The sequence below is a fragment of the Mycobacterium sp. NGS64 genome (assembly GCF_059812245.1).
This window is the reverse complement of record NZ_JCALCI010000006.1, coordinates 1-20040: the sequence shown is the minus strand read 5'-3', so window position 1 is coordinate 20040 and position 20040 is coordinate 1. Positions and strand designations below refer to the sequence as shown.

20 protein-coding genes are annotated in these 20040 nt (G+C 66.8%); 8 read left to right on the top strand and 12 right to left on the bottom strand.

Annotation, left to right across the window (positions count from 1 at the left end; genetic code table 11):
• The first annotated feature begins 11 nt into the window (after nt 1-11).
• Together AC5Y4S_RS23595 and AC5Y4S_RS23590 are read left to right on the top strand one after the other, a co-directional pair.
• On the top strand, nt 12-881 hold the full coding sequence (locus AC5Y4S_RS23595; RefSeq protein ID WP_500035032.1) for an HpcH/HpaI aldolase/citrate lyase family protein: 870 nt from the start codon (nt 12-14) through the stop codon (nt 879-881).
• Between the two features lie 93 nt (nt 882-974).
• A complete protein-coding gene (locus AC5Y4S_RS23590; protein ID WP_500035031.1) occupies nt 975-1400 on the top strand; it encodes a hypothetical protein in 426 nt (141 codons plus the stop codon).
• A gap of 15 nt (nt 1401-1415) precedes the next feature.
• On the opposite strand, the gene AC5Y4S_RS23585 is transcribed toward AC5Y4S_RS23590, so the two are convergent.
• Nucleotides 1416-2006 (bottom strand): cyclic nucleotide-binding domain-containing protein, encoded by a 591-nt coding sequence (locus tag AC5Y4S_RS23585; protein WP_500035030.1) that lies wholly within the window; start codon nt 2004-2006, stop codon nt 1416-1418.
• Nucleotides 2007-2110: 104 nt separating this feature from the next.
• Entirely contained in the window at nt 2111-2890 is a 780-nt protein-coding gene (locus tag AC5Y4S_RS23580) for a fructosamine kinase family protein (protein ID WP_500035176.1), read from the bottom strand.
• Nucleotides 2891-3009: 119 nt separating this feature from the next.
• Between AC5Y4S_RS23580 and AC5Y4S_RS23575 the strand changes: the two genes are divergently transcribed.
• Together AC5Y4S_RS23575 and AC5Y4S_RS23570 are read left to right on the top strand one after the other, a co-directional pair.
• Nucleotides 3010-4245, top strand: a complete 1236-nt coding sequence (locus AC5Y4S_RS23575; RefSeq protein WP_500035029.1) for an osmoprotectant NAGGN system M42 family peptidase — start codon at nt 3010-3012, stop codon at nt 4243-4245.
• A 131-nt stretch (nt 4246-4376) separates the two neighbouring features.
• Entirely contained in the window at nt 4377-4781 is a 405-nt protein-coding gene (locus AC5Y4S_RS23570) for a nuclear transport factor 2 family protein (RefSeq protein WP_500035028.1), read from the top strand.
• Between the two features lie 46 nt (nt 4782-4827).
• On the opposite strand, the gene AC5Y4S_RS23565 is transcribed toward AC5Y4S_RS23570, so the two are convergent.
• Nucleotides 4828-6033 carry an FAD-dependent oxidoreductase gene (locus AC5Y4S_RS23565; protein WP_500035027.1) on the bottom strand — a complete coding sequence of 402 codons (1206 nt, stop codon included), beginning with the start codon at nt 6031-6033 and terminating at the stop codon, nt 4828-4830.
• A 287-nt stretch (nt 6034-6320) separates the two neighbouring features.
• On the opposite strand from AC5Y4S_RS23565, the gene AC5Y4S_RS23560 reads away from it, so the two are divergent.
• On the top strand, nt 6321-7685 hold the full coding sequence (locus AC5Y4S_RS23560) for an FAD-dependent oxidoreductase (RefSeq protein WP_500035026.1): 1365 nt from the start codon (nt 6321-6323) through the stop codon (nt 7683-7685).
• Here AC5Y4S_RS23560 and AC5Y4S_RS23555 read toward each other — a convergent pair.
• The 8 genes from AC5Y4S_RS23555 to AC5Y4S_RS23520 all read right to left on the bottom strand — a co-directional run bounded on the left by AC5Y4S_RS23555 (nt 7627) and on the right by AC5Y4S_RS23520 (nt 17871).
• A complete protein-coding gene (locus AC5Y4S_RS23555) occupies nt 7627-7953 on the bottom strand; it encodes a hypothetical protein (protein ID WP_500035025.1) in 327 nt (108 codons plus the stop codon). The genes AC5Y4S_RS23560 and AC5Y4S_RS23555 overlap by 59 nt on opposite strands.
• A gap of 34 nt (nt 7954-7987) precedes the next feature.
• Entirely contained in the window at nt 7988-10747 is a 2760-nt protein-coding gene (locus AC5Y4S_RS23550) for an AAA family ATPase (RefSeq protein ID WP_500035024.1), read from the bottom strand.
• Nucleotides 10748-10868: 121 nt separating this feature from the next.
• A complete protein-coding gene (locus AC5Y4S_RS23545) occupies nt 10869-11957 on the bottom strand; it encodes a GGDEF domain-containing protein (protein ID WP_500035175.1) in 1089 nt (362 codons plus the stop codon).
• Between the two features lie 254 nt (nt 11958-12211).
• Nucleotides 12212-12688, bottom strand: coding sequence for an SRPBCC family protein (locus tag AC5Y4S_RS23540; RefSeq protein WP_500035023.1), 477 nt, complete (start codon nt 12686-12688; stop codon nt 12212-12214).
• On the bottom strand, nt 12685-13383 hold the full coding sequence (locus tag AC5Y4S_RS23535; protein WP_500035022.1) for a DUF899 domain-containing protein: 699 nt from the start codon (nt 13381-13383) through the stop codon (nt 12685-12687). The genes AC5Y4S_RS23540 and AC5Y4S_RS23535 overlap by 4 nt, the downstream gene beginning before the upstream one ends.
• A gap of 72 nt (nt 13384-13455) precedes the next feature.
• Complete coding sequence (locus AC5Y4S_RS23530) at nt 13456-16335, bottom strand: helix-turn-helix transcriptional regulator (RefSeq protein WP_500035021.1); 2880 nt, start codon at nt 16333-16335, stop codon at nt 13456-13458.
• 133 nt (nt 16336-16468) lie between these two features.
• Nucleotides 16469-17314 carry an alpha/beta fold hydrolase gene (locus AC5Y4S_RS23525; RefSeq protein ID WP_500035020.1) on the bottom strand — a complete coding sequence of 282 codons (846 nt, stop codon included), beginning with the start codon at nt 17312-17314 and terminating at the stop codon, nt 16469-16471.
• A 107-nt stretch (nt 17315-17421) separates the two neighbouring features.
• Entirely contained in the window at nt 17422-17871 is a 450-nt protein-coding gene (locus tag AC5Y4S_RS23520; RefSeq protein ID WP_500035019.1) for a YybH family protein, read from the bottom strand.
• A gap of 91 nt (nt 17872-17962) precedes the next feature.
• Here AC5Y4S_RS23520 and AC5Y4S_RS23515 point away from each other — a divergent pair, with 91 nt between their 5' ends.
• Together AC5Y4S_RS23515 and AC5Y4S_RS23510 are read left to right on the top strand one after the other, a co-directional pair.
• Nucleotides 17963-18355, top strand: a complete 393-nt coding sequence (locus AC5Y4S_RS23515; RefSeq protein WP_500035018.1) for a hypothetical protein — start codon at nt 17963-17965, stop codon at nt 18353-18355.
• Between the two features lie 75 nt (nt 18356-18430).
• Nucleotides 18431-18859, top strand: coding sequence for a nuclear transport factor 2 family protein (locus AC5Y4S_RS23510; RefSeq protein ID WP_500035017.1), 429 nt, complete (start codon nt 18431-18433; stop codon nt 18857-18859).
• 11 nt (nt 18860-18870) lie between these two features.
• On the opposite strand, the gene AC5Y4S_RS23505 is transcribed toward AC5Y4S_RS23510, so the two are convergent.
• Nucleotides 18871-19719, bottom strand: a complete 849-nt coding sequence (locus tag AC5Y4S_RS23505; protein ID WP_500035016.1) for an isocitrate lyase/PEP mutase family protein — start codon at nt 19717-19719, stop codon at nt 18871-18873.
• A 107-nt stretch (nt 19720-19826) separates the two neighbouring features.
• Between AC5Y4S_RS23505 and AC5Y4S_RS23500 the strand changes: the two genes are divergently transcribed.
• Nucleotides 19827-20040, top strand: a 214-nt coding sequence (locus AC5Y4S_RS23500) for a DUF167 domain-containing protein (RefSeq protein WP_500035015.1), incomplete at its 3' end; no start/stop codon positions are given.

Sequence of the window (20040 nt, the reverse complement as noted above, 5' to 3'; positions counted from 1 at the left end):
ACTGTCGTGGCATGCCACCGACGCTGCGCCCGCGCCGATCCGCCCTGTACCTACCCGGTAATAACGCGCGTGCCCTGGAGAAGGGCCGCACGCTGCCGGCGGACGTGCTCATTTTCGACCTCGAGGACGCCGTCGGGCCCGACGCCAAGGCCGACTCGCGCTCGCGGGTGTGCGACGCCGTCGCTTCCGGGGCCTACCGACCTCGCGAGATCGTGGTGCGTATCAATGGCTTGGGCACCGACTGGCACGACGACGATCTGGCGGCCGTGGCCGGTTCGGCCGCCGACGGCGTGCTCGTGCCGAAGGTCGAGACGGGCGAACAGGTCCGGGCGCTGATCGCCGCGCTCGACCGGGCCGGCGCGCCGGAGTCGTTGCAGCTGTGGGTCATGATCGAAACGCCGAGGGCCATCTTGCGAGCCGAAGAGATCGCCTCGGCCAGCGATCGGTTGGCGGCGTTGGTGGTCGGCACCAACGATCTGGTGAACGATCTGCACGGATTGCACCTGCCCGGCCGGGCGCCGGTTCTCACGGCGCTGTCGCTCGCCGTGTTGGGGGCGAGGGCGGCCGGCAAGGTCGTCCTGGATGGCGTCTTCAACGACATCAGCGACGAGGGCGGCTTCCGGGCCGAGGCCCGGCAAGGCCGGGAGTTCGGTTTCGACGGCAAGACCCTCATTCACCCGTCCCAGATCGGACCGGCGAACGACGTGTTCGGACCGTCGGACCAGGAGCTGGCCGATGCCCGCAAGATCGTCTCGGCCTACGAAGAGGCCCAGGCCGCGGGGAACAGCGTCATCACGGTCGACGGCCGGATGATCGAGAGCCTGCACGTGCGCGACGCCCAGCGGATCCTCGCCCTCGGCGACCTGATCGCCGAAATGTAATCGGCATAACCGGATTCGCCGTCAAACAGCGTCGCAGCCGAATTGCCGGTAAGGTGCCTGCAGCAAATAGATCGTCGGGCAAAGGAGTGTCTGATGCGGCTAAACGGAACTGCGCTCGCGGGAGTGGTCGCCATTGCGGTCATCACCGCGGGCTGCTCGAACGGCAATACTCAATCGGCACCCACGTCGAGTGAGACGTCGACGTCGAGCTCGCCGACGGCGGCCCCGTCCCAGCCGACGACGGCACCCACCTCGTCCACGCCGGCCGCGCCACTCGACCAATCCACCTGCCTGGACATTTCGTTCGCCAAGGACAACTTGATGGTGGCGGCGAAACCGGAAAACGCGCGCAAGTGGGCAGACACGCTGGAGAAGTACGGTCCGCCCGATCCGGTGAAGGCCGCGATCGAGCACTTCGTCACCACCGTCGGCGCGCGGCCCGACGACCCCGACCTGAACTCCAACAGGGACTCGATCACCGGTTGGATCAAGCAGATCTGCCCGAATGTGAACCCATAGTTAGCCGTCTGCCGGCTACCCTGTGCCGTTTCGCTCGATCCACTGGGTGAGCGCATCTTCGAGCGCGGCCGAGACCCGCACCCCGGCGCCCTCCGCGGCCTGTTCGAACCGCTCGACCAACTCCGTCGGGACCTGCGCGTCCACCCTGCGATGCGTCGGCTTTGGCTTCGGCGGCTGCTCGGGGACGGCTGCGGCCGCGTGCCGCGCCGCGGTGGCGTCCATGGTTTCGCGCAGTGCCGGCATCTCGTCGAGCAAGCGGCCCAGGTCGTCGCGTTCGATGCGCAGCACCTCGGCCGGCCCGGTCGTCGTGACGGTCGCGGAACGCAATTTCCCACGGCGCAGCGCAGATTCGCCGATCACTTCGCCCGGCCCCACCACGGCAACGCGGTCATGGCCGACATAGACGCCGGCCTCGCCGGTCAGCAGGATGTAGCAGGCGTCCGACGGGGTCTGCTCGTGAATCAGCGGCAGGGGCGCGTGCGTGGAGGTGTGATGTGCCGCCGTGACAATGCGCCGCAAATCGCTATCCGAAAGCTTGTCGAATGTGGCGAATTCCCGTAGCCGGCGGACGTCTTTTTCCTCGTGTCCCTGCGCATCCACTTTCATAGCGGGCTCCTAATCTGCGATATGACCGGACATCGAGGAGCCTAACTCCAATTTGCGGCAACGCCGGAAACAAATTTTTGCGGCAAAAGGTGCGGCAGATGGGCTTACTTCGAACGTGCGTCCAATGCGGCGCGCGCCGCCGCATGGGTCCGCGCGGCATACCCTCCACCGAACAACGCGACATGCGCCAGAAGTGGGTAAAGCTGGTGCAGTCCGATCCTGTTGTGCCAGCCCGGGTTCAGCGATCGCACGCGCTGGTAACCGGTGAGGACCGTGTCGTAGTGCAAGCAGCCGAACAGCGCGAGCATCGCCAGGTCGGTCTCGCGGTGACCGGCATGGGCGGCCGGATCGATGAGGACCACCCCGTCAGGTGTCCACATCACGTTGCCGCTCCACAAATCGCCGTGCAGCCGCGCCGGAAAGTCGTCATCGGAGTCGTAGTCGCCGGCGCGGCAACGCGCCACGACGGCGTCGATCGTGGCGCGGACGGAAGCATCGAGGCGCGGCGCCGCCATTTCGGCCATCGGGATCAGCCGCTCCTCGGCGTAGAACTCACCCCAGCTTGGGTGCCCACGCAGCGACATCGGCAGTGGCTGGGACAAGGGACCGAAGAACCCGGGCCCGTCCCAGTCGTCGGGCCCGGCGCCGAACGCGGGTGCGCCCGCGTCGTGTGTCACGGCGAGTCGGCTCCCGAATTCGTACGCCGCTTCGGGGCTGGGAGGCACCGATTCCAGCCGCCCTAGCGTGAGGTGGTCGGCGCCGACAGAGACAACCGTCGCGCACGGCACGCCACCCGCGACGGCCGAAAGCCATCGCAGCCCCGCGGCTTCCCACGCGAAGTAGCCGGCGGGTGCGCCCGGCCGGCGCTTGACGAAGTCGGTCACCCGGTAACCGCCGACGCGTTCATCGCGCTCCAACTGTAGACGTTGCGGCTGCGCCCTTCCGCTCCCGCGCGAACCGGTAGGTTGAACCCGGATTCCGAACGAACCGGGAAGGAGAGGCTGTGCCCCAAACCGCGGCCATGGCGGAGGCCGACCGCGCGTGGATGATCGACACGCTGCTCGCACTGCTGCAGACCCCGAGTCCGGCGGGACGCACGGATGCGGTGATGCAGCTGATCGGCGACATCTTCGACGACTTCGGGGTGCCGTTCACCCTCACGCGCCGCGGCGCGCTGACCGCCGAATTGCCGGGGGAGTCCGCGACCATCGACCGGGCGCTGGCGGTTCACGCGGACACCATCGGTTGCATGGTGCGCAGCCTCAAGGACAACGGCCGCCTCGAGCTGATTCCGGTCGGCACCTTTTCGGCCCGGTTCGCCACGGGTGCCCGCGTGCGGATTTTCAGCGACGACCCCGACGAGTTCATCACCGGAACGGTCTTGCCGCTCAAGGCAAGTGGGCACCGGTTCGGCGACGAGATCGACACGCAACCCACCGACTGGGACAACATCGAGGTCCGCGTCGACCGCAAGGTGTCCTCGCGCGAGGACCTGGTCAGACTGGGCTTGAACGTCGGTGACTTCGTCGCGCTGATCGCCAGCCCCGAACTCACCGCCGACGGTTTCATCGTTTCGCGTCACCTCGACGGGAAGGCCGGCGTCGCAATCGCCCTCGCGCTGGCCAAGAACTTCTCCGAGAACAAGGTGGTGTTGCCGCACCGCACCACGATCATGGTCACCATCACCGAGGAGGTTGGCCATGGCGCCAGCCACGGCCTGCCGGCGGATGTCGCGGAGCTGGTCTCGGTGGACAACGCGGTGTGCGCGCCCGGCCAGCACTCGATCGAGGACGGCGTGACCATCCCGATGGCCGACATGCACGGCCCCTTCGACTATCACCTGACCCGGAGGATGTGCCGGCTCGCCGAGGAGCAAGGGATTCCCTTCGTGCGGGACGTGTTTCGCTACTACCGCTCCGACGCCGCCGCGGCGATCGAGGCGGGCGCGGGCACCCGGGCCGCGCTGGTCGGCTTCGGCGTCGACGGCAGCCACGGCTGGGAGCGCACCCACATCGACTCGCTGGAGGCGGCGTACAACCTGCTGCATTGCTGGCTACGGACGCCGCTGACCTTCGCCAAGTGGGACGCCAAGCCGTCGGGTCCGCTGCGGGACTTCCCGTCGTCCAAGCAGCCCGCGCCAACCGAGCAATGGGTTCCGCTGTCCCGTGGCGAGCACGCCGAACCCGGCGATGCGTCGCCGGGCGCGCACTGGCCGCCCTCGGAGGGCCCCCAGGCCTGAGGCGCGCGTCGCGGCAGCTCGTCGTCGCGTCGGGTCTTTACCCGACCCGATCGAAGGGATAGCGTGATTGGCCTGGCATTAAATCAACCGGTTTATTTAGGTCGTCCTCGTCGGGAGTTAGGGAAAAGACCATGCCCCAGGCCGTTGCGAAAAATGAGAACGAAAAGCTCGTGCTCGACTTCCTCCATGCGGCCTATGGCGAGCGCATGGACGTCGACGCGATGACCGCGTTGATGGCGGACGACTTCGTTTGGCAACTCCATGTGCCTCTCTCGCCGGTGGTCGTGGGGCGCGACGCGGCGCGCGCCGAGCTCGAGAAACACAGCAGCCTGTCGACGGGAATGATCGAGGGGAGCGAGATTCGCACGGTCGTGTCGAACGCGGACACGGTGGTGGTCGAACGGGTCGACGTGAACGCGATGAACGGTGTCGCGGTCACGTTCAACGTCACCGCCCTCTTCGAGGTCCGCGACGGCACGATCACTCACTGGCGCGAGTATTGGACACCAGCCACGTCGCTCAGCAACTTGGGATAGACCCGGCGCACATGTTCGACCCGCTCGCCGGCTGAGCGATCGGCTCCTAGGAAGCGTGCACGTCGGGCGTGCGCACGTGCTCCGGGCGAAAGCCGCGGCCGACGATGATCGGCGGGATGAACTGCAAGGGACCGCGACCGATGAAGCTGGGAACCTTGATCGGGGAGAGGTCGCCGGTCAAATTGGGTTCGACCGCCCTGTCCTGGATGAAGACCTGACCGGCCTGGATTATTCGGGTGGGCAGCTCGCGGCGCCGCTGAACCTTGGCAAGATCCGCGTCGGTCAACCGGTTTTCGCGAAGTGGGGCGCACAAAATATTCGCCGCGGCGACGGCGTCGGCGACGGCGAGGTTGATGCCGACCCCTCCGGCGGGCGACATGGCGTGCGCGGCGTCGCCGATGCAGAGGAGGCCTGTGCGCCACCAAGTCTCGAGCCGGTCCACCCGCACGTCGAGGTAGCTGGCGTCGTCCCAGGAGTGCAAATCGTTGACGTGTTCGCGCAGCCTTGGTAAGGCGCGGACCAGGCGCTCCTTGAACGCCTCGAGCGAACCGTCGCGTGGATCGGTTCCCTTGGGCATGAGATGGGCGACCTGCCAGTAGTCCCCCCGGTAGATCATGGCCATGAGCAGGCCCTTGCGGAGGACTCCGAAGAGCTCTTGTGGATCGCCCGGACGCCATTTCAGCCGGAACCATAAAACGTCCATCGGGGAGTGTGCGGCGGCGATGTTCAGGCCGGACGCCTCTCGCACGGTGGACTTGCGTCCGTCCGCGCCGACCACCAGCTCGGCGCGCACCTCCAGTTCTGGCGTACGCACCCCGGCGACGCGGTCGCCGTCGAAGATCAACTCCTTGACCTCGGCGTTGCGGATCAAGGTGAATTCCGGGTAGGCGCTTGCCTTTTCAGCCAGGAAGTCGAGGAAGTCCCACTGCGGCATCAGCGCGATGTAGGGCTGGTTGAAACCCAACCGTTTGAGCGCGCTGAAGTTCCCGAAGGTGCGAAGCGTTCCGTCGGTGTCGAAGGCGACACGCGTGATTTTGGTGTGGGGCAGACGCAAGAACTCGTCAATGAATCCCAGCTCGTCCATGATCCGAAGGGTGGTGGGGTGCACGGTGTCGCCGCGGAAGTCGCGCAAGAAGTCGTTGTGCTTCTCCAGGACGACGACCTGGACGCCGGCACGGGCGAGCAGAAGCGCGTGGACGAGTCCGGCGGGACCGCCGCCGGCTACACAGACCTGGGTTCGCAGAGCGGTCATGCGCTGACCCTACCCGGGGACGCTTTCGTGCAACTCTTTGCTTCTCTAAGAACGACGCGCGCCCCGCAGGGGGCGATATCGCGCCTCACGTCCCAGGGCCGCGCGAGCAGTGGGGACACGAATTACAGTGCTAACAAACGTGTTTCGGTGACGCCAGGTGGCGTAGCCGAGGCAGGAGTGCGCGAGCACCCCCGCTCGATCTAAACGTTATCTAAGAAGCTCTTACTATTCCCTTAATCTTCGGGTAGCGTCGGGGCAGTGGATCGTCGAGCGATTGGGGGAGCGGTGTGAACCGATTCGATGTCGTGGTGGTGGGTGCGCGCTGCGCCGGTTCGCCGCTGGCGACGATGCTCGCCCGCCGGGGATTGCGCGTCTGCCTTATCGACCGCGCGCAGTTTCCATCGGAGACGCCATCGACCCACATAATCCAGTCCAGCGGGGTGCAAGTGCTGGAGCAGCTCGGCGTGCTGGACGACGTCTTGGCGGCAGGGGCCGTCCCGCTCGACCGCATGACGATGGTGATCGATGACGCCGTGCGGATCGAGGCGACGGTCGACCTCGCGCTCAAGGCCCCCCGCGGCCTGTGCGTCCGGCGGGTGACGCTGGATGCGTTGCTGGTCGAGGCGGCCGCTGCGGCCGGCGCCGACGTCCGCACTGGCCTGCGCGTCACGAACCTCATCACCGAAGGCGGGCGCGTCACGGGGGTGGACACGGTCGCCGGCCCCATCAAAGGGCGGTTGGTGGTCGGCGCCGACGGCCGCCACTCGACGATCGCCGCGCTGGCCGGGGCCCGCGAATACCACGTCGCCGAGCCGGGGAAGATGTTTGCCTGGGCATATTTCGAGCAGGTGCGCGATCGGGAAGGGCACGCGCGGCTTGGGCGCCGCGGAAACCTGGCCTTCCTCGCCGGGCCCACTGACGGCGATCTCTACATGGCCGCGATCGGGATCGATATGGCCAAACAGGCCGAGTTCCACGCGAATCGTGACGCAAACTTCGCCGCCGGACTGCAGGCCTGGCCTGAACTCGCCGACGTGATCGGAGACGGGCGACGCGTCGGCCCGATCCGGGTAGTGACGAAGTGGCACGGATACTTCCGCGAGGCCGCCGGCCCCGGATGGGTCCTCGTCGGCGACGCCGGCCACTTCAAGGACCCATCGCCGGGGCAGGGCATCGGCGACGCGTTCCGGCAGGCCCGTCGGCTGGCCGATTCCATTGAGGGCGGCCTGGGCTACACGACTCCCGACGAGGAAATGCAGCGGTGGTGGCAGTGGCGCGACGACGACGGCTATGAAATGCACTGGATGGCAAGTGATTTTGGCGCACCGGGTGCGTCGACGCCGTTCAATACCCGCTTGATGAAGGATATCGCCGCCGATCCCGAAGCCACACAGACGCTGCTTCGCGTCCTTAACCATGAAGTCCGCCCGTCACAGCTCTTCACGACGCGCCGTGTCATCCGGGCCGCCGCGCGCGCACTGCGGGATCGGCCCGACCGGCTGCTCGCAACCGTCAAGGAAATCGTCGGCGCGGGGCGACGGGACGCGCACCGCTCCCGGCAGAGGCGGGTCGCCGCGGCGGACCGGGAAGGCGCTAAGCCTCGCTCGGCGATCGAAAATCCTGCCCTTGCCACCAGCCCACGGCGGCACTGATCCGTTCCGGGGGAGCGCCGGCGCCGGCGCAGGTTTCCGCGACTACCTCGGCAGAATCGGCGGCGAACACGCCGAACGCGTAGTCGTCCGCGGGAACGGCCACCGCCATGAGCAATCGGATCAGTCCACCGCGGGCCGACATTGCCGCGGCGTGGTCGTTGAGGCGTTGAGCGGTTTCGCCGATCCAGTGCGCGGGCGCACGGGGGCCATACCACTCGACAAGAAATGAGTGTGTTCCCGCCGCGTCGGTGCTCGCCACCCCGGCCACGCTATAGATGATGGCGGCCCCTTACATCAGGGGTTTACCTACTCATATCCGATTCTGATCTCCAGACTTGGAGCGCTTGGTAGAGCTCCGCGCGCGAGCGGATGTTGAGCTTGCGGTAGACGCGACTGAGGTTGACCTCGACCGTCTTGGGACTGACGAACAGCGCGGCGGCGATGTCGCGGTTGATCATGCCCGAGGCGGCCAGCTCCGCGATACGCGCTTCGGTCGCGGTCAATCCCTGCTCGCGCCGCCTGCCCGGAGGCCGACGCGCCAGTTCGGCCTCGGCGCGGGCGGCCCATGCCGTCGTACCGAGCTGCTGGAACGTCCGGAGCGCCTCGCGCAAGGTCGGAGTCGCATCCCGGCGCCGCTGGCGGCGTTGCAGCTGACCGAGCAACAGCTGGGTCCGGGCGCGCTCGAATGGCATCGTCAGTCGCTGATGCTCGGCCATAGCCAGCTCGGCGGTTGTCACCCCGGCGGCGACATCACCGCTTCCCGCTTGCAGCATCGCGCGGCAGCGCGTACCGACCGCCAGCGTCCATGCGCGATCAAGTCGACGGCCGTTGCGCTCGAGGGTTTCGACCAACGGCTCGGCCTCGCCCAAGCGGCCGAGGCCGATCATGGCCTCGACCGCCTCGGGCACGAAAGACGACGAAATGATCTCGCTGGCCTCCGGAAAACTTTGCACCATCGGTATCAGCGGTTCGAGCGCATCGAGAGCCGCTTGATAGTCACCACGTGACACCTCGACAAACCCGGCTAGCGTCGCGGGCCACTCGGCCAAACGCGTTGAGCCGCAACGCTGGCCGGCTGCGATCGCTTCGCCCAGATCGTGTCGCGCGTCGTCGAGGCGGCCGACATAGGCGGCGACCGCGCCACGAAGGATCAGCGCAATGAACAGTGGGAAGTCACCGCCGAGCTGTGCCGCCCGTTCCATCGTCGCGTCGACGGTACTGGCCGCGCTGTCGAGTCGGCCGAGCCAAATGTCAACGAGAACAAGTTGAAAGCTGACGAAGATCAGCTCCCCTTCCTCGCCCAGGACGAGACACTGCTGACCCAGCTCGACCAGGTCCTCACGCGCCTGCTCGAGTTCACCCGTCCAGGCACGCAGAAGTGTCAGCTGCACGTGCGGGCGAAATGGCAAAGGAATGCGGGAGGTGGGCTCTTGCATCTCGACGGCGCGACGCACTGCGGACCGGTCGAAGCCCCGGCCCAACATAAAGTCGATCATCGCCCGCATCCCGAGGGCGAGGCTCAGCGATACTCGTGCGCCGAGGCGCTCGGCGTCACCGAGGGCCTGCTGAACACGCTCATAGGCGTCCATGGGTCGCCCGGCGTTCAGGAGGGCAAACGACAAGCTGATCGAAATGCCTCCGCGCAAGCCGGCGTCGCCAGTGCTGTCGAGCAGCGCGGCCTCGAGTAACTCCGCCGCCTCAAGAAAACCGTCGCCGTAGAGGCGCACCAACCCCAGCTGATGCAGGGCCTCGGCACGGATCAAGCCAGCCGGGAGCGCCGTTACGACCGCATCGAGGATCTGCCGTGCGCGTCCCGGGTCACCCGCGTCGAAATAGTGTGTCGCACAACGAATCTTGCGACGTGGGTCGTCGGCCCCGAGGCTGAAGGCGAGTTCGAGCAGTTCGGCAGCGGCGGCCGGCGCCCCCCTGTCGCGGGCGATGTCCGCGGCAGCGTCGAGGGCGGCCACGGTCTCCGCCTCTCCAGACGTGTCGGCCAGGGCGAGATGGCGGGCGCGCAACTCGGGCTCGTCGACGAGTTCGGCCAGGCGGCGGTGCATTTCGCGGCGGCGGCGAGGCAGCGCGGCGCTATAGACCCCGTGCGCCAGGATCGGGTGGGTGAAGCGAAGCTGGTGCCCCTCGATGGCAACCACCGCCTGCGACTCGGCCTCTGCAAGCGACTGGACCACCTGATCCGGCGTCGAGTGAGTGGCGCGGGCCACCACCGGTACCGTCGGATCGGGAAGACTGGCCATGGCCAGCAACACGTCTCGGGCGCCGACCCGGCCAATCCGTGACTCGACCAGATCATTGAGGCTGCCCGGCAGGCTCAATTGGGAGGTGCGACCCTGCGAGCCGAGTTCTCGCGCCAACTCTAATGCGAAGAACGGATTCCCCCCGGCGATTTCATGGATGCGCAGCAACGTGGGACGGGCTACCGAGCGACCCAATCGCAGCAGTAAGACGCGATGTAGTTCGCCAACCGACAAGGGCCGCAGTCGGATTCGGCGCATCCCATCGGGACTTAGCAGCTGCAGGCGTGAAGCGGCCTGCTCGGTGCGCGTCGTGCACAGCAAGGCGGCCCCGGCCGGGAGCCGACGCGCGGCATAGGACACCGCATTTGCGCTGGAGATATCCATCCACTGCAGGTCGTCGATCGCAACGATTACCGAATTTTTGGCGGCGAGCCGGTCGATGACCGTGACAAAGGCCGCCGCCACCGCTCGAGGATCGATGTTGTGGGCCTCGATGCGATGGCGCAACAGCGCGCCGTCCAGGGCTTGCTGTTGCGGGATGGGCAAGTCCGCCCGAATGGAGTCGTCAACATCGCCGAGCAGGTCGGCCAACACCGTGTAGGCCAACACCGACTCGGCGGGAGCTGCGCGACAGCTCAACACCCGGTACCCACGCGCGCTGGCGCGGCCTACCGCGTCCAACCAGAGCGTCGTCTTGCCGATGCCGGGCTCGCCCTCCATGACCAGCGCACATGTCTCATGCGGCACACGATCGAGAAATTCGGTAACGACTTGTTCTTCAGCTCGCCGTCCGACGACCTGCTCTGCCATGTCCAATCCCCACGCCCGGGCGCGCCCGCCGTCGCATGCACCTTTGTCCTTAGACAGGCTAAGACAGCGCGCGCCGTTTGGCGCTCCATCTAACTTTCGGGCGGCGGCTGGGGCTCTGCCGTCAGGACATCGCCGCCGGCGCGGGGGAGCGGTGGTGTCGAGCTTGGTTTCCGCCGCATCTCTTGGCTTCGTACATAGCGGTATCGGCATCGGCGACCAGTTGCCGCAGCGCTTGTTCCACGTCGTCGCAGCCCACGTTGCGCAGCGGCAGGGTGGCGGTCCCCACGCTGGCCGTTACCGAGGCGGGAATCGCCGCGACCGCATTGCAGAACTTATGCCCCCATCCCCGTGGTCGTTGTGTCGCGACAACGTCCGCGATCAAAAACTCTTCTCCGCCGACACGGCCGACGACCGCGCTCTCTTGGCACGCGGCGGTTATCGCGCGGGCCGCCGCGACAAGCGCCTCGTCGCCCGCGGCATGTCCTCTGCTGTCGTTGACCGCTTTGAAGTGGTCGAGGTCGACCATCGCCACCGCCAGGAACATGTGGTCGTGGCCGGCAAGCATCCGGCCGATGATGGCGCGATCGCAGGCGCGCCGATTCAGCAGACCGGTGAGCGGGTCTCGGTCGGCGCGTAACAGATCTACACCCAGCGCCCGGACGACGATATGGATAGCGAAGGGGACCACCACGTTGAGTTCGAGCACCAGAAAGTAGCCAGTGAGGGCCAGCGTTGTCTCACCGGCCATGACCAGGCGGGCCACCTCGACACCGCCCGCCGCGCCGGCCAGCAGGAAATTCACGACCATATATCGGGCGGTGTGGAAAAACGCGAGGTATCCGCCCGACACGGCCAAGGCCGAGCATGCCATCAGCGCGACCATCGGCTGGGTCTGCGTCACGCAGCCGGTCACGATGCTGGCGCTGCCCATCATCGCGAAAAAGATCGATTGCCGGCGCGTGGGCCAGCGCGTCAGCCAAAGCGCCGCCATGAACAGCCCGATCAATCCGGCCAACACCGACACCGCCAGCGAAAGGCCCGGCAAATACGGGGGCACTCCCCACAGGACGTTTGCCGGCCACAAGGCCAGCGATGCCGAAACCCCCGCCATGATGCGGCGGGTGGGGGTGCTCAGGCCGTGAGCCTGCAGGTAACCGGTCAGCCAGTCGAAGTGGTCAGGCCGTCTCCACGACGCCGCTAACCAACTCATGCGCGCCTTCCCGATTGGTGCATTCCGCGACCGACGTCGCTGAAGTCTGGCTTGGATTTCTACCAAAGTAAACCGGATGGCGCGAATTGGGGAGACCAATTCGGGACTGCCGTTTTCGCGCGAATGCGCGCACAAAACACCTGGTCTAACCGAAAACCGCGGAATTCGATCCCGTCGTCTTCATTCGGCGCCCCGACAAGGAAATGGGTTTTGTAGACGCCGCTTTGACGTACCCGAGGGCTGTACGACGATTGTCAATTCGCGACGGATTTTTCCAGGGTCGCCAGCGACGCGGCGAGGTAGTCCTCGCCGAAGATCGGCATCTCGCCGACGCGCTCGCGGAAGTCCTGCGGCGTACCGCTCCAGTCGTAGGTGAGGGTGACATCGGTGCCGTCCCCGTTCGGTGCGAGGTCGTAGCGCCAGGACCAGCCGCCGGGATTGTGGTTGCCCGCCTCGTCGAGCTGGCCCGGAATCCACCCGATCGCGCGGTCCTTGTCGAACACGTTCACCAGGTTGTAGACGACGTAGTGACCGCCGGCCTGGGTGAGGAACATGTTCATCGCGAACATCTGTCCCGTGCCGGTGATCGGTCCGGTGTCCACCGCGTCGCGGACCCAGTCGGTGGGCTCGGTGTTGCAGTGGCGGGCGGGGTCGGCGAGGACGGTGAAAATCTGGTCCGGCCTCGCGGCGATGGTGCGGGTGACGACGTAGCGTTCGGTGGTCGTGGTCATGCGTTGTCCTCGGGTCCATAGGCCGCGGCGATATCGGGGGAGTCGAGCCAACCCGAGTATGTCGGCCGGGAGGGCCAGCCTGCGGGCGAATCGAGCCATTCCTCCTGCCGGCCCCACGGCAGGATGTCGATCAGCCCGAACGAGTGGCTGAGCTGCTCGGTGCCCCGCCCGTTCGTATGCCAGGTGCGGTACACGGTGTCGCCGTCGCGCAGGAACACGTTGACCCCGAAGCCCCCGCCCGGCGGGGCGTCCATGTCGGCGCCGAACGAGCTCTCCGCCGACGAATACCATTCCATCCGGTTACCGACCTTGCGCTTATAGGCGAGTGCCTCCTCGATCGGTCCGTTGGTGACGATGACGAAGCGGGCGTCGTAGTTGTCGAGGAACTCCAACCGGGTGAACTGCGACGTGAAGCCCGTGCACCCACCGCACTGCCACTCCGCGCCGTCGGACCACATGTGGTGGTAGACGATGAGCTGCGACCGGCCGTCGAACACCTCGGCCAGGCGGATGGGTCCGTCGGCCCCGATCAGGGTGTAGTCGGGCAATTGGACCATGGGCAGCCGGCGCCGTTGGGCGGCGATCGCATCCAGCTCCCGGGTGGCCGCCTTCTCCCGCTTGCGCAGGTCGTCGAGTGCCGCGCGCCAGGTCCGCTGGTCGACGATTGGTGGTAGTGCCCTGCTGGTGGATGGCATGGGATCCAACCTCTTTCTTGGCGCTCTCGATTACTCCGATCTCACAGGTATGACTGCCGGCATGCGCGGAACTCATCGCTGATCATCGGGAAAATCTGATTTCCACGCTTGCAATGCTTGGTAGAGCTCCGCGCGCGAGTGGATGTTGAGTTTGCGGTAGACGCGACCGAGGTTGACTTCCACCGTCTTGGCACTGACGAACAGCGCGGCGGCGATGTCGCGGTTGATCATGCCCGAAGCGGCCAACTCGGCGACACGCCCTTCGGTCGCGGTCAATCCCTGCCCGCGCCGCCTGCCCTCGACGCCGCGTGCCAGTTCGGCTTCGGCGCGGGCGGCCCACGCCGAAGTGCCGAGTCGGCGAAATGTCTGTAACACCTCGTGCAGGGTCACGGCAGCGGCGTCGCGACGCCGTTGTCGACGTTGCAGTTGACCCAGCAGCAATTGCGTGCGCGCACGTTCGAATGGCATCGGCAGCCGGTCGTGCTCGGCCATGGCCTGTTTGGTGGCCGCGGTGGCCGCCCGCACATCGCCGCGCCCCGCCGCCAACATGGCCCGCCCGCGCGTGCCGGTGGCCAGCATCCATGGGCGATCCAACCGCCGGCCGTTGCGCTCGAGGGCTTGGACCAACGGCTCGGCGTCATCGAAGCGTCCCAGACCGGTCAACGCCTCGATGGCGTCGGGAAGAAATGGCGCGACGAAGATCTCAGTGCCCTCCGGCGCCTCTTTGAAGTTATCCAACAGGGGCTCAAGTGTTTTCAGCGCGGCGTCGTAGTCACCGACGGAGACGTCGAGGAACCCCAGGATTGTGATCGGCCACACCGTCACCAAGCCGGGGGAATCACACCGCGCGCCGACGGCGAGCGCCTGGGCGGCGTCGCGCCGCGCCTCGTCCTCCGCACCCGTATACGCCAAGATCGCGGCCCGCAGCATGAGGGCTACCGCTAGCGGTAGGTCCCGGCCCAGCTGTAACGCGCGCTCCATGGCGTCGTTCGCGATCAGCGTTGCCGCGGCGAAGTCGCCGCGCCAAATCTCGTTGAGACCGCTGTGGAACGCGAACACCAGCAGATCGCTTTCCTCGCCGCGCTCGATGTGGCTACGCCTGATGGCGTGCAATTCGGGCCGTGCCTCGTCGAGGCGACCTGTCCCGGCGAGCAGTATCGCCTTCTGCATCCGTGGACTCTGCTGCGCCGACACTGGGGTTTGGTAATCCTCCAACTCCAGGGCGCGTTGCAGGCGGGACTCGTCGAGGCCGGCGCCAAGCAGGTACCGCACCATCACCTGCATGCCCAGCGCCTGGCTGAGAAGGTCGGGCTGGCCATGCGACTCGGCACTGTCCACGGCGTCGTCGACGCATCGTGCGGCGCGGTCGCGCTGGCCGATGTTGAGTAGCGCGAACGACAGCGGGACCAATATCAGGGTCCGCAACGCGAGGTCGTTCCCCGCGTCGTCGAGGGCGCGGTCGAGTAGTTCGGCAGCCTCGCGCGAACTGCCGTCGAGCAGGCTCCATTGCCCAAGCAATCGCAACGCCGCCGCCCGCACGGGGCGGGGTGCTGGCCGATCGACAGTCTGTTCCAGCACGGCCCGGGCACGCTCGGCGTCGCCGGCGGTGAAATGGTAAGCGGCCAACTGGATTCGACGCTCAGGAGAATCCCCGCCGAGGCCGATCGCCAGCTCCAGCAGCTCGGCCGCGGCGGCGGGGGCTCCGCGGCTGCGCGCCAGGTCCGCCGCGCCGTCGAGCGCTTCGATCGTTTGCGGTTCACCGGTCGCGTCCGACAGGGCAAGGTGGCGGGCGCGCAACTCAGGCTCGTCGACGAGTTCGGCCAGACGCCGGTGCATCTCGCGGCGACGACGTGAGGACGCGCCACTGTAGACGCCGTGCGCCAGGATCGGATGCGTGAAGCGGAGCTGGTTTCCTTCGATGGCCACCACGGCTTGAATCTCGGCTTCACCGAGCAACTCGGCCACCTGATCCGGTGTCATGTCCGTGGCGCGGGCCACCATCGGCACCGTCGGATCGGGCAGGCTGGCCATCGCAAGCAGGACGTCCTCGGCACCGACCCGGCCGATTCTCGAACGGACCACCTCATTGAGGCTGCTCGGCAGGCTCAACGCGGGGCCGCGCTGGGCGCCGAGTTCTCGGGCCAGCTCCAGCGCGAAAAAGGGGTTGCCGCCTGCGATCTCGTGGATACGCAATAAGGCAGGGCGGGTGACCGAGCGACCGAGCCGAAGAAACATAACCTGATGCAATTCACCGACCGTCAACGGCCGCAGCCGGATTCGCTGCACTCCATCGGGGCTGGGCAACTGCAGCCGCGCCGCCGCCTCTTCGGTACGCGTCGTGCACACCATGGCCGCCCCGGGCGGAAGCCGCCGTGCGGCATACGACACCACGCTCGCGCTGGACGCGTCGACCCACTGCAAGTCGTCGATCGCCAGTACCAGCGGATTGTCGGTGGCGAGCCGGCCAATGACGGTCACAAACGCCGCCGCCACCGCGCCGGGATCGATGTCGTGTGCCTCGACTCGGCGACGCAGGAGCGCCCCGTCCAACGCTTCCTGCTGTGGGACAGGCAGGTCGGCCAATATCGAATCGTCGACATCGCTGAGCAGATCGGCCAACACCGTGTAGGCCAACACGGATTCGGCGGAGGCCGCGCGACAGCTCAGCGCACGGAAACCGCGGCTGCGAGCCCGGTCTACCGCGTCCAACCACAGGGTGGTCTTGCCGATACCGGGCTCGCCCTCGATGACGAGGGCACATGCCTCATGTGGCACACGATCGAGAAAGTCGATGACGGCCTGTTCTTCAGCTCGCCTTCCGACGACTCGCTCGGCCATGTGAATCCCCGCGCCCGCGCCGTCAGACCGATAGACCGGCATGCGGGGAATTTGGCGGCTGCCGTTGCCAAGGCCCGACACCGACGCCCATATTCCCGGCAACCTTCCGCTCACCGGCGCACCTCGCGGCGCCGCCCTGCGGGAACGACTATCCATTAGACAGGCTAAGACAGCGCGCGAATTCGCGCCGCTTATCGGAGAAGTTCACCGGGCCGGCGAACGGGCGTCGGCGCCCCGGCGAACGGCGCTACGCGCTCACCGCCGTGATCGTCGCTATCGCGTCGACGACCGCATCCGGCTGATCAAGGGCGACAAATGTTTTCGCGTCGGGCACCTCGATCAGTTTCGCGTTGCTGAACAACCCGGAGAGCCGCCGGCCCAGGCCCGGGGTGAAGCAGCGGTCCCGTTGGCCCCATACCAGCGTGACGGGCTTGGTGAACCGGGGGAGGCGGGTGGCCACGTCGGTGAGATCGAAGCCGGCCACCCGCCGCAGCAGCGCCGCGAGATCGCGGCGGATGCGCGAGTCGTCGAGGCAGGGTTGCACCCACGCCAAGGTGAGGTCCGGATCGGCTTTGCTGACGAGCAGGCCGAACCCGAAGAGCGACTGGCGCACGGCGCGGAATCGCAGCGGTTGGGCCAGCGCCTTGATCGAGGCCGGGCCGCGGAGCACCGCGAACGCGACGTCGAAGGGGAAGGGTGGGCACTTGTCGAAGGCGTCGCAGTTGGTGAGCACGAGACGGCCGATCCGGTCCGGGTGAGCGTCGACGACCAGTTGGCATATCCCACCTCCGGTGTCGCTGCCGACCAGGGTCACGTCGGAGAGGTCGAGGGCGACGAGCGCGTCGTTGACCATCTCCGCGACGCCGGGCAGCGATAGCGCGGTGGCGTCCTTGACCGGGATGGTGTGCGAGCCCAGCGGCCACGTCGGGACGATGCAGCGGAACCCCCGGCGCGCCAGGCCGTCGGCGACGTCTCGCCACAGTTGCCCGTCGACCAGGATGCCGTGGACGAACAGCACAGGCGGGTGCGGCGAATCCTGCGGTCCGAATTCCCGGTATTCGATGGTGGCCTGGCGAAGTGCGAGCTGTGGCATGTCGGTTGTTCCTCCTGACGCGTTTCGTCCCGACCCTTATGTGTCATCGCACCTCAGGGCCGCTGCCAGGTGTACGCAAGGAACTGCCAACCACTGCCAATTGGGGCTCACGGCTCCAGGTTCAGCAGCGCTGCGCCGCTCGCCACCTCCAGAGGCACCGACACGTGGTCGTGCGCGATGAGCCAGTCGCCATCGAGTTTGCGGAAGCACGTCGTCGCCCTGACCCAGAAGCCGGGGCTCGTCGTCCCGCTCTTCAGCGTGCCGCTGAGCCGATTCAGGCTGTGCGCGAATGCCACGTCACCGGCGACCGTGATGGTGAGGTCGCGAATCTCGTAGCCGAGCGGGTGCTCGTATGCCGCGAACACGCGCTCCCAGTTTCGCCGTTTGGCTTCCGCCCCCACGTGTCGCAGGGGCGGTTCGAGGTCGAACGACACGACGTCGGGTGCGTAGATCGACATCACGCTTTCGAGGTCCGCGGCGCGGATCGCGCCGGCGAGCCGGCCGGTTCGCTGTCGTATGGCGGCTTGGTCATCCGAGTGTTCGCTAGCAACGGTCACTGCATCCACGCTAGCCGCGCCGGACGGCCCTTGACCTCGATGCCCGGCGTCGGTTCGATGAGGTGTATGCCGACATAGGGGGAGGCTCGCAATGATGACATCGATTCGCCGTGCATTAGCCGCTGTGACGGTGGCACTGGGCTCGATGGCCGCGGTGACGATCGCGATGCCGGCGGTGAGTTCGGCCCAATGCGCCGACGGCGAGTGGTGGGACGCGAAGGCCAACATGTGTCGATCCGCCGGGGCGCCGCTACCTCTTGCATGCGACCCCGGCCAATGGTGGGACCCGACGGCTAACGTGTGCCGGCCAGTCGGCGTCGGGCCGCAACCCTTGGCGTGCGATGCCGGCCAGTGGTGGGACCCGACGGCAAACGTGTGTCGGCCACTCGGCGTCGGGCCGCAACCGCTGGCGTGCGACAACGGCTGGTGGTGGGATCCGACCGCCAACGCCTGCCGTCCTCCGCTGGTGCCGCCGGCCGGCTGATCAGCATTTCGGGTTGGCGGTTCTTGGCACTGTCACGCGTCGAGATGGCAGCACACCGGTCGACATCGTGGGGGAGTGAAGAAGCGCTCCGCCCCTGAAGAGTTCGTCACCAAGTTCGCCGACTTCTGGCGCGACCCGTCGCCACAACGGCTGCCGGAGCTCCTGCACACCAACGTGGTCCTCGTGCAACCACTCGCAGGCCCGATGGTCGGGATCGAGGCCGCACAACGAGAGTTCCGACGCATCTGGCGCTGCCTTCCAGATTTGCGCGCTCGCGTCGACCGATGGTGCGCAGACGGCGACCTCTTGTTCATTGAGTTCCGGCTCCATGCCCGGGTTGGCGGCCGAATCATCGAATGGCCCAGCGTGAACCGGCTCGTGCTACACGACGGCAAGGCGATTGAACGGGTCACCTATTTCGATCCTCTCGCGATCCTGCCGACGCTCCTTGGGCATCCGTCAATCTGGTGGCGATGGTGGCGCGCGCGCAGCGGCAACTCGTGACACCGGCGACGTCAGCGGTCGCCCGCGTGGGGATCGATGAGAGCGTTGAACTCGCCCACGCTGTACACGCCATCGAGATAGTTGAACGACCCGCTGTCGAGCACCTCACGCGCGGCACGGACGACGGCGGTCAGGGCGGCACGGCAAAACGAGGTGCCGATAGTCACCCTGCGCACCCCGAATTCCTTGAGCTCGGCGACGGTGAAACGGGTCGGCCCGATCCCGGCAACGTAGTTGAGCGGCTTGGACACGCTGCTGCACGCGAGGCGAAGGGCCGCTTCGTCGGGAATGCCGGGCGCGTAAAGCACGTCGGCGCCGGCGGCTTCGAAGGCCTGAAGCCGTGACAGCGTGTCTTCGAGGTCGGGTCGGCCACGGATGAAGTTCTCGCAGCGAGCCGTCAGGGTAAAGGGGAACGGCAGCGACCGCGCGGCCTCCACGGCGGCCTGGATCCGTTCGATCGCCAGTTTGCGGTTGAAGATCGGGTCCTCAGGCCGGTACGTTGCGTCTTCGATCGAGGCTCCCGCCAGGCCGACCTGGCCCGCGAGACGCACCGTCTCTGCCACGGTCTCGGGCGACGCTCCGAAGCCGTTCTCTAAATCCGCGGTCACCGGCAACGATGTCGCGTCGACGATGTTGCGCACATGCTCGAGGGTTTCGCTCCTGCTGACCGCGCCATCGCCATCGCGCCGACCCAACGAAAACGCCAGTCCCGCACTGGTAGTCGCCAGTCCCTGAAATCCGAGATTGGCGAATAACCGTGCGGTGCCGACGTCCCAGGGGTTGGGGAGCACCAGCATCTCGTCACTGTCGTGTAGCTGGCGGAACCGTTCGCCGCGCTGGGCCAAAGCTGCGCTGTCCATCCCGACTCCAATCTGTTGCTGCTTAAGAAATAGCAGCAGCCACCGACAACCGCGTGAACGTTCTCCGTAAGTCAACACACGAGTCCGCGCCGGTAGCCTTGCGAGGCATGAACGACTCCGTCGTCGTCAAGGTCAAGCCCGGCAGCCGCAAGGGGCCCCTCGTCGAGGTCGGCCCCGACGGTGAGCTGACGATCTACGTCCGGGAGGCAGCGGTGGATGGCAAGGCCAACGAAGCGGTCATCCGCCTGCTGGCGGCGCACCTTCAATTGCCAAGAAGCCGAGTCGAATTGGTATCCGGAACGGCGTCGCGGGTCAAGCGAT

Bases quoted from the DNA above. Each gene is read 5' to 3' on its own strand.
- AC5Y4S_RS23535 (WP_500035022.1), bottom strand. From the start codon at position 13,383: ATGCCATCCACCAGCAGGGCACTACCACCAATCGTCGACCAGCGGACC.
- AC5Y4S_RS23540 (WP_500035023.1), bottom strand. From the start codon at position 12,688: ATGACCACGACCACCGAACGCTACGTCGTCACCCGCACCATCGCCGCG.
- AC5Y4S_RS23545 (WP_500035175.1), bottom strand. From the start codon at position 11,957: ATGAGTTGGTTAGCGGCGTCGTGGAGACGGCCTGACCACTTCGACTGG.
- AC5Y4S_RS23590 (WP_500035031.1), top strand. From the start codon at position 975: ATGCGGCTAAACGGAACTGCGCTCGCGGGAGTGGTCGCCATTGCGGTC.
- AC5Y4S_RS23585 (WP_500035030.1), bottom strand. From the start codon at position 2,006: ATGAAAGTGGATGCGCAGGGACACGAGGAAAAAGACGTCCGCCGGCTA.
- AC5Y4S_RS23595 (WP_500035032.1), top strand. From the start codon at position 12: ATGCCACCGACGCTGCGCCCGCGCCGATCCGCCCTGTACCTACCCGGT.
- AC5Y4S_RS23565 (WP_500035027.1), bottom strand. From the start codon at position 6,033: ATGACCGCTCTGCGAACCCAGGTCTGTGTAGCCGGCGGCGGTCCCGCC.
- AC5Y4S_RS23570 (WP_500035028.1), top strand. From the start codon at position 4,377: ATGCCCCAGGCCGTTGCGAAAAATGAGAACGAAAAGCTCGTGCTCGAC.
- AC5Y4S_RS23515 (WP_500035018.1), top strand. From the start codon at position 17,963: ATGATGACATCGATTCGCCGTGCATTAGCCGCTGTGACGGTGGCACTG.
- AC5Y4S_RS23550 (WP_500035024.1), bottom strand. From the start codon at position 10,747: ATGGCAGAGCAGGTCGTCGGACGGCGAGCTGAAGAACAAGTCGTTACC.
- AC5Y4S_RS23525 (WP_500035020.1), bottom strand. From the start codon at position 17,314: ATGCCACAGCTCGCACTTCGCCAGGCCACCATCGAATACCGGGAATTC.
- AC5Y4S_RS23505 (WP_500035016.1), bottom strand. From the start codon at position 19,719: ATGGACAGCGCAGCTTTGGCCCAGCGCGGCGAACGGTTCCGCCAGCTA.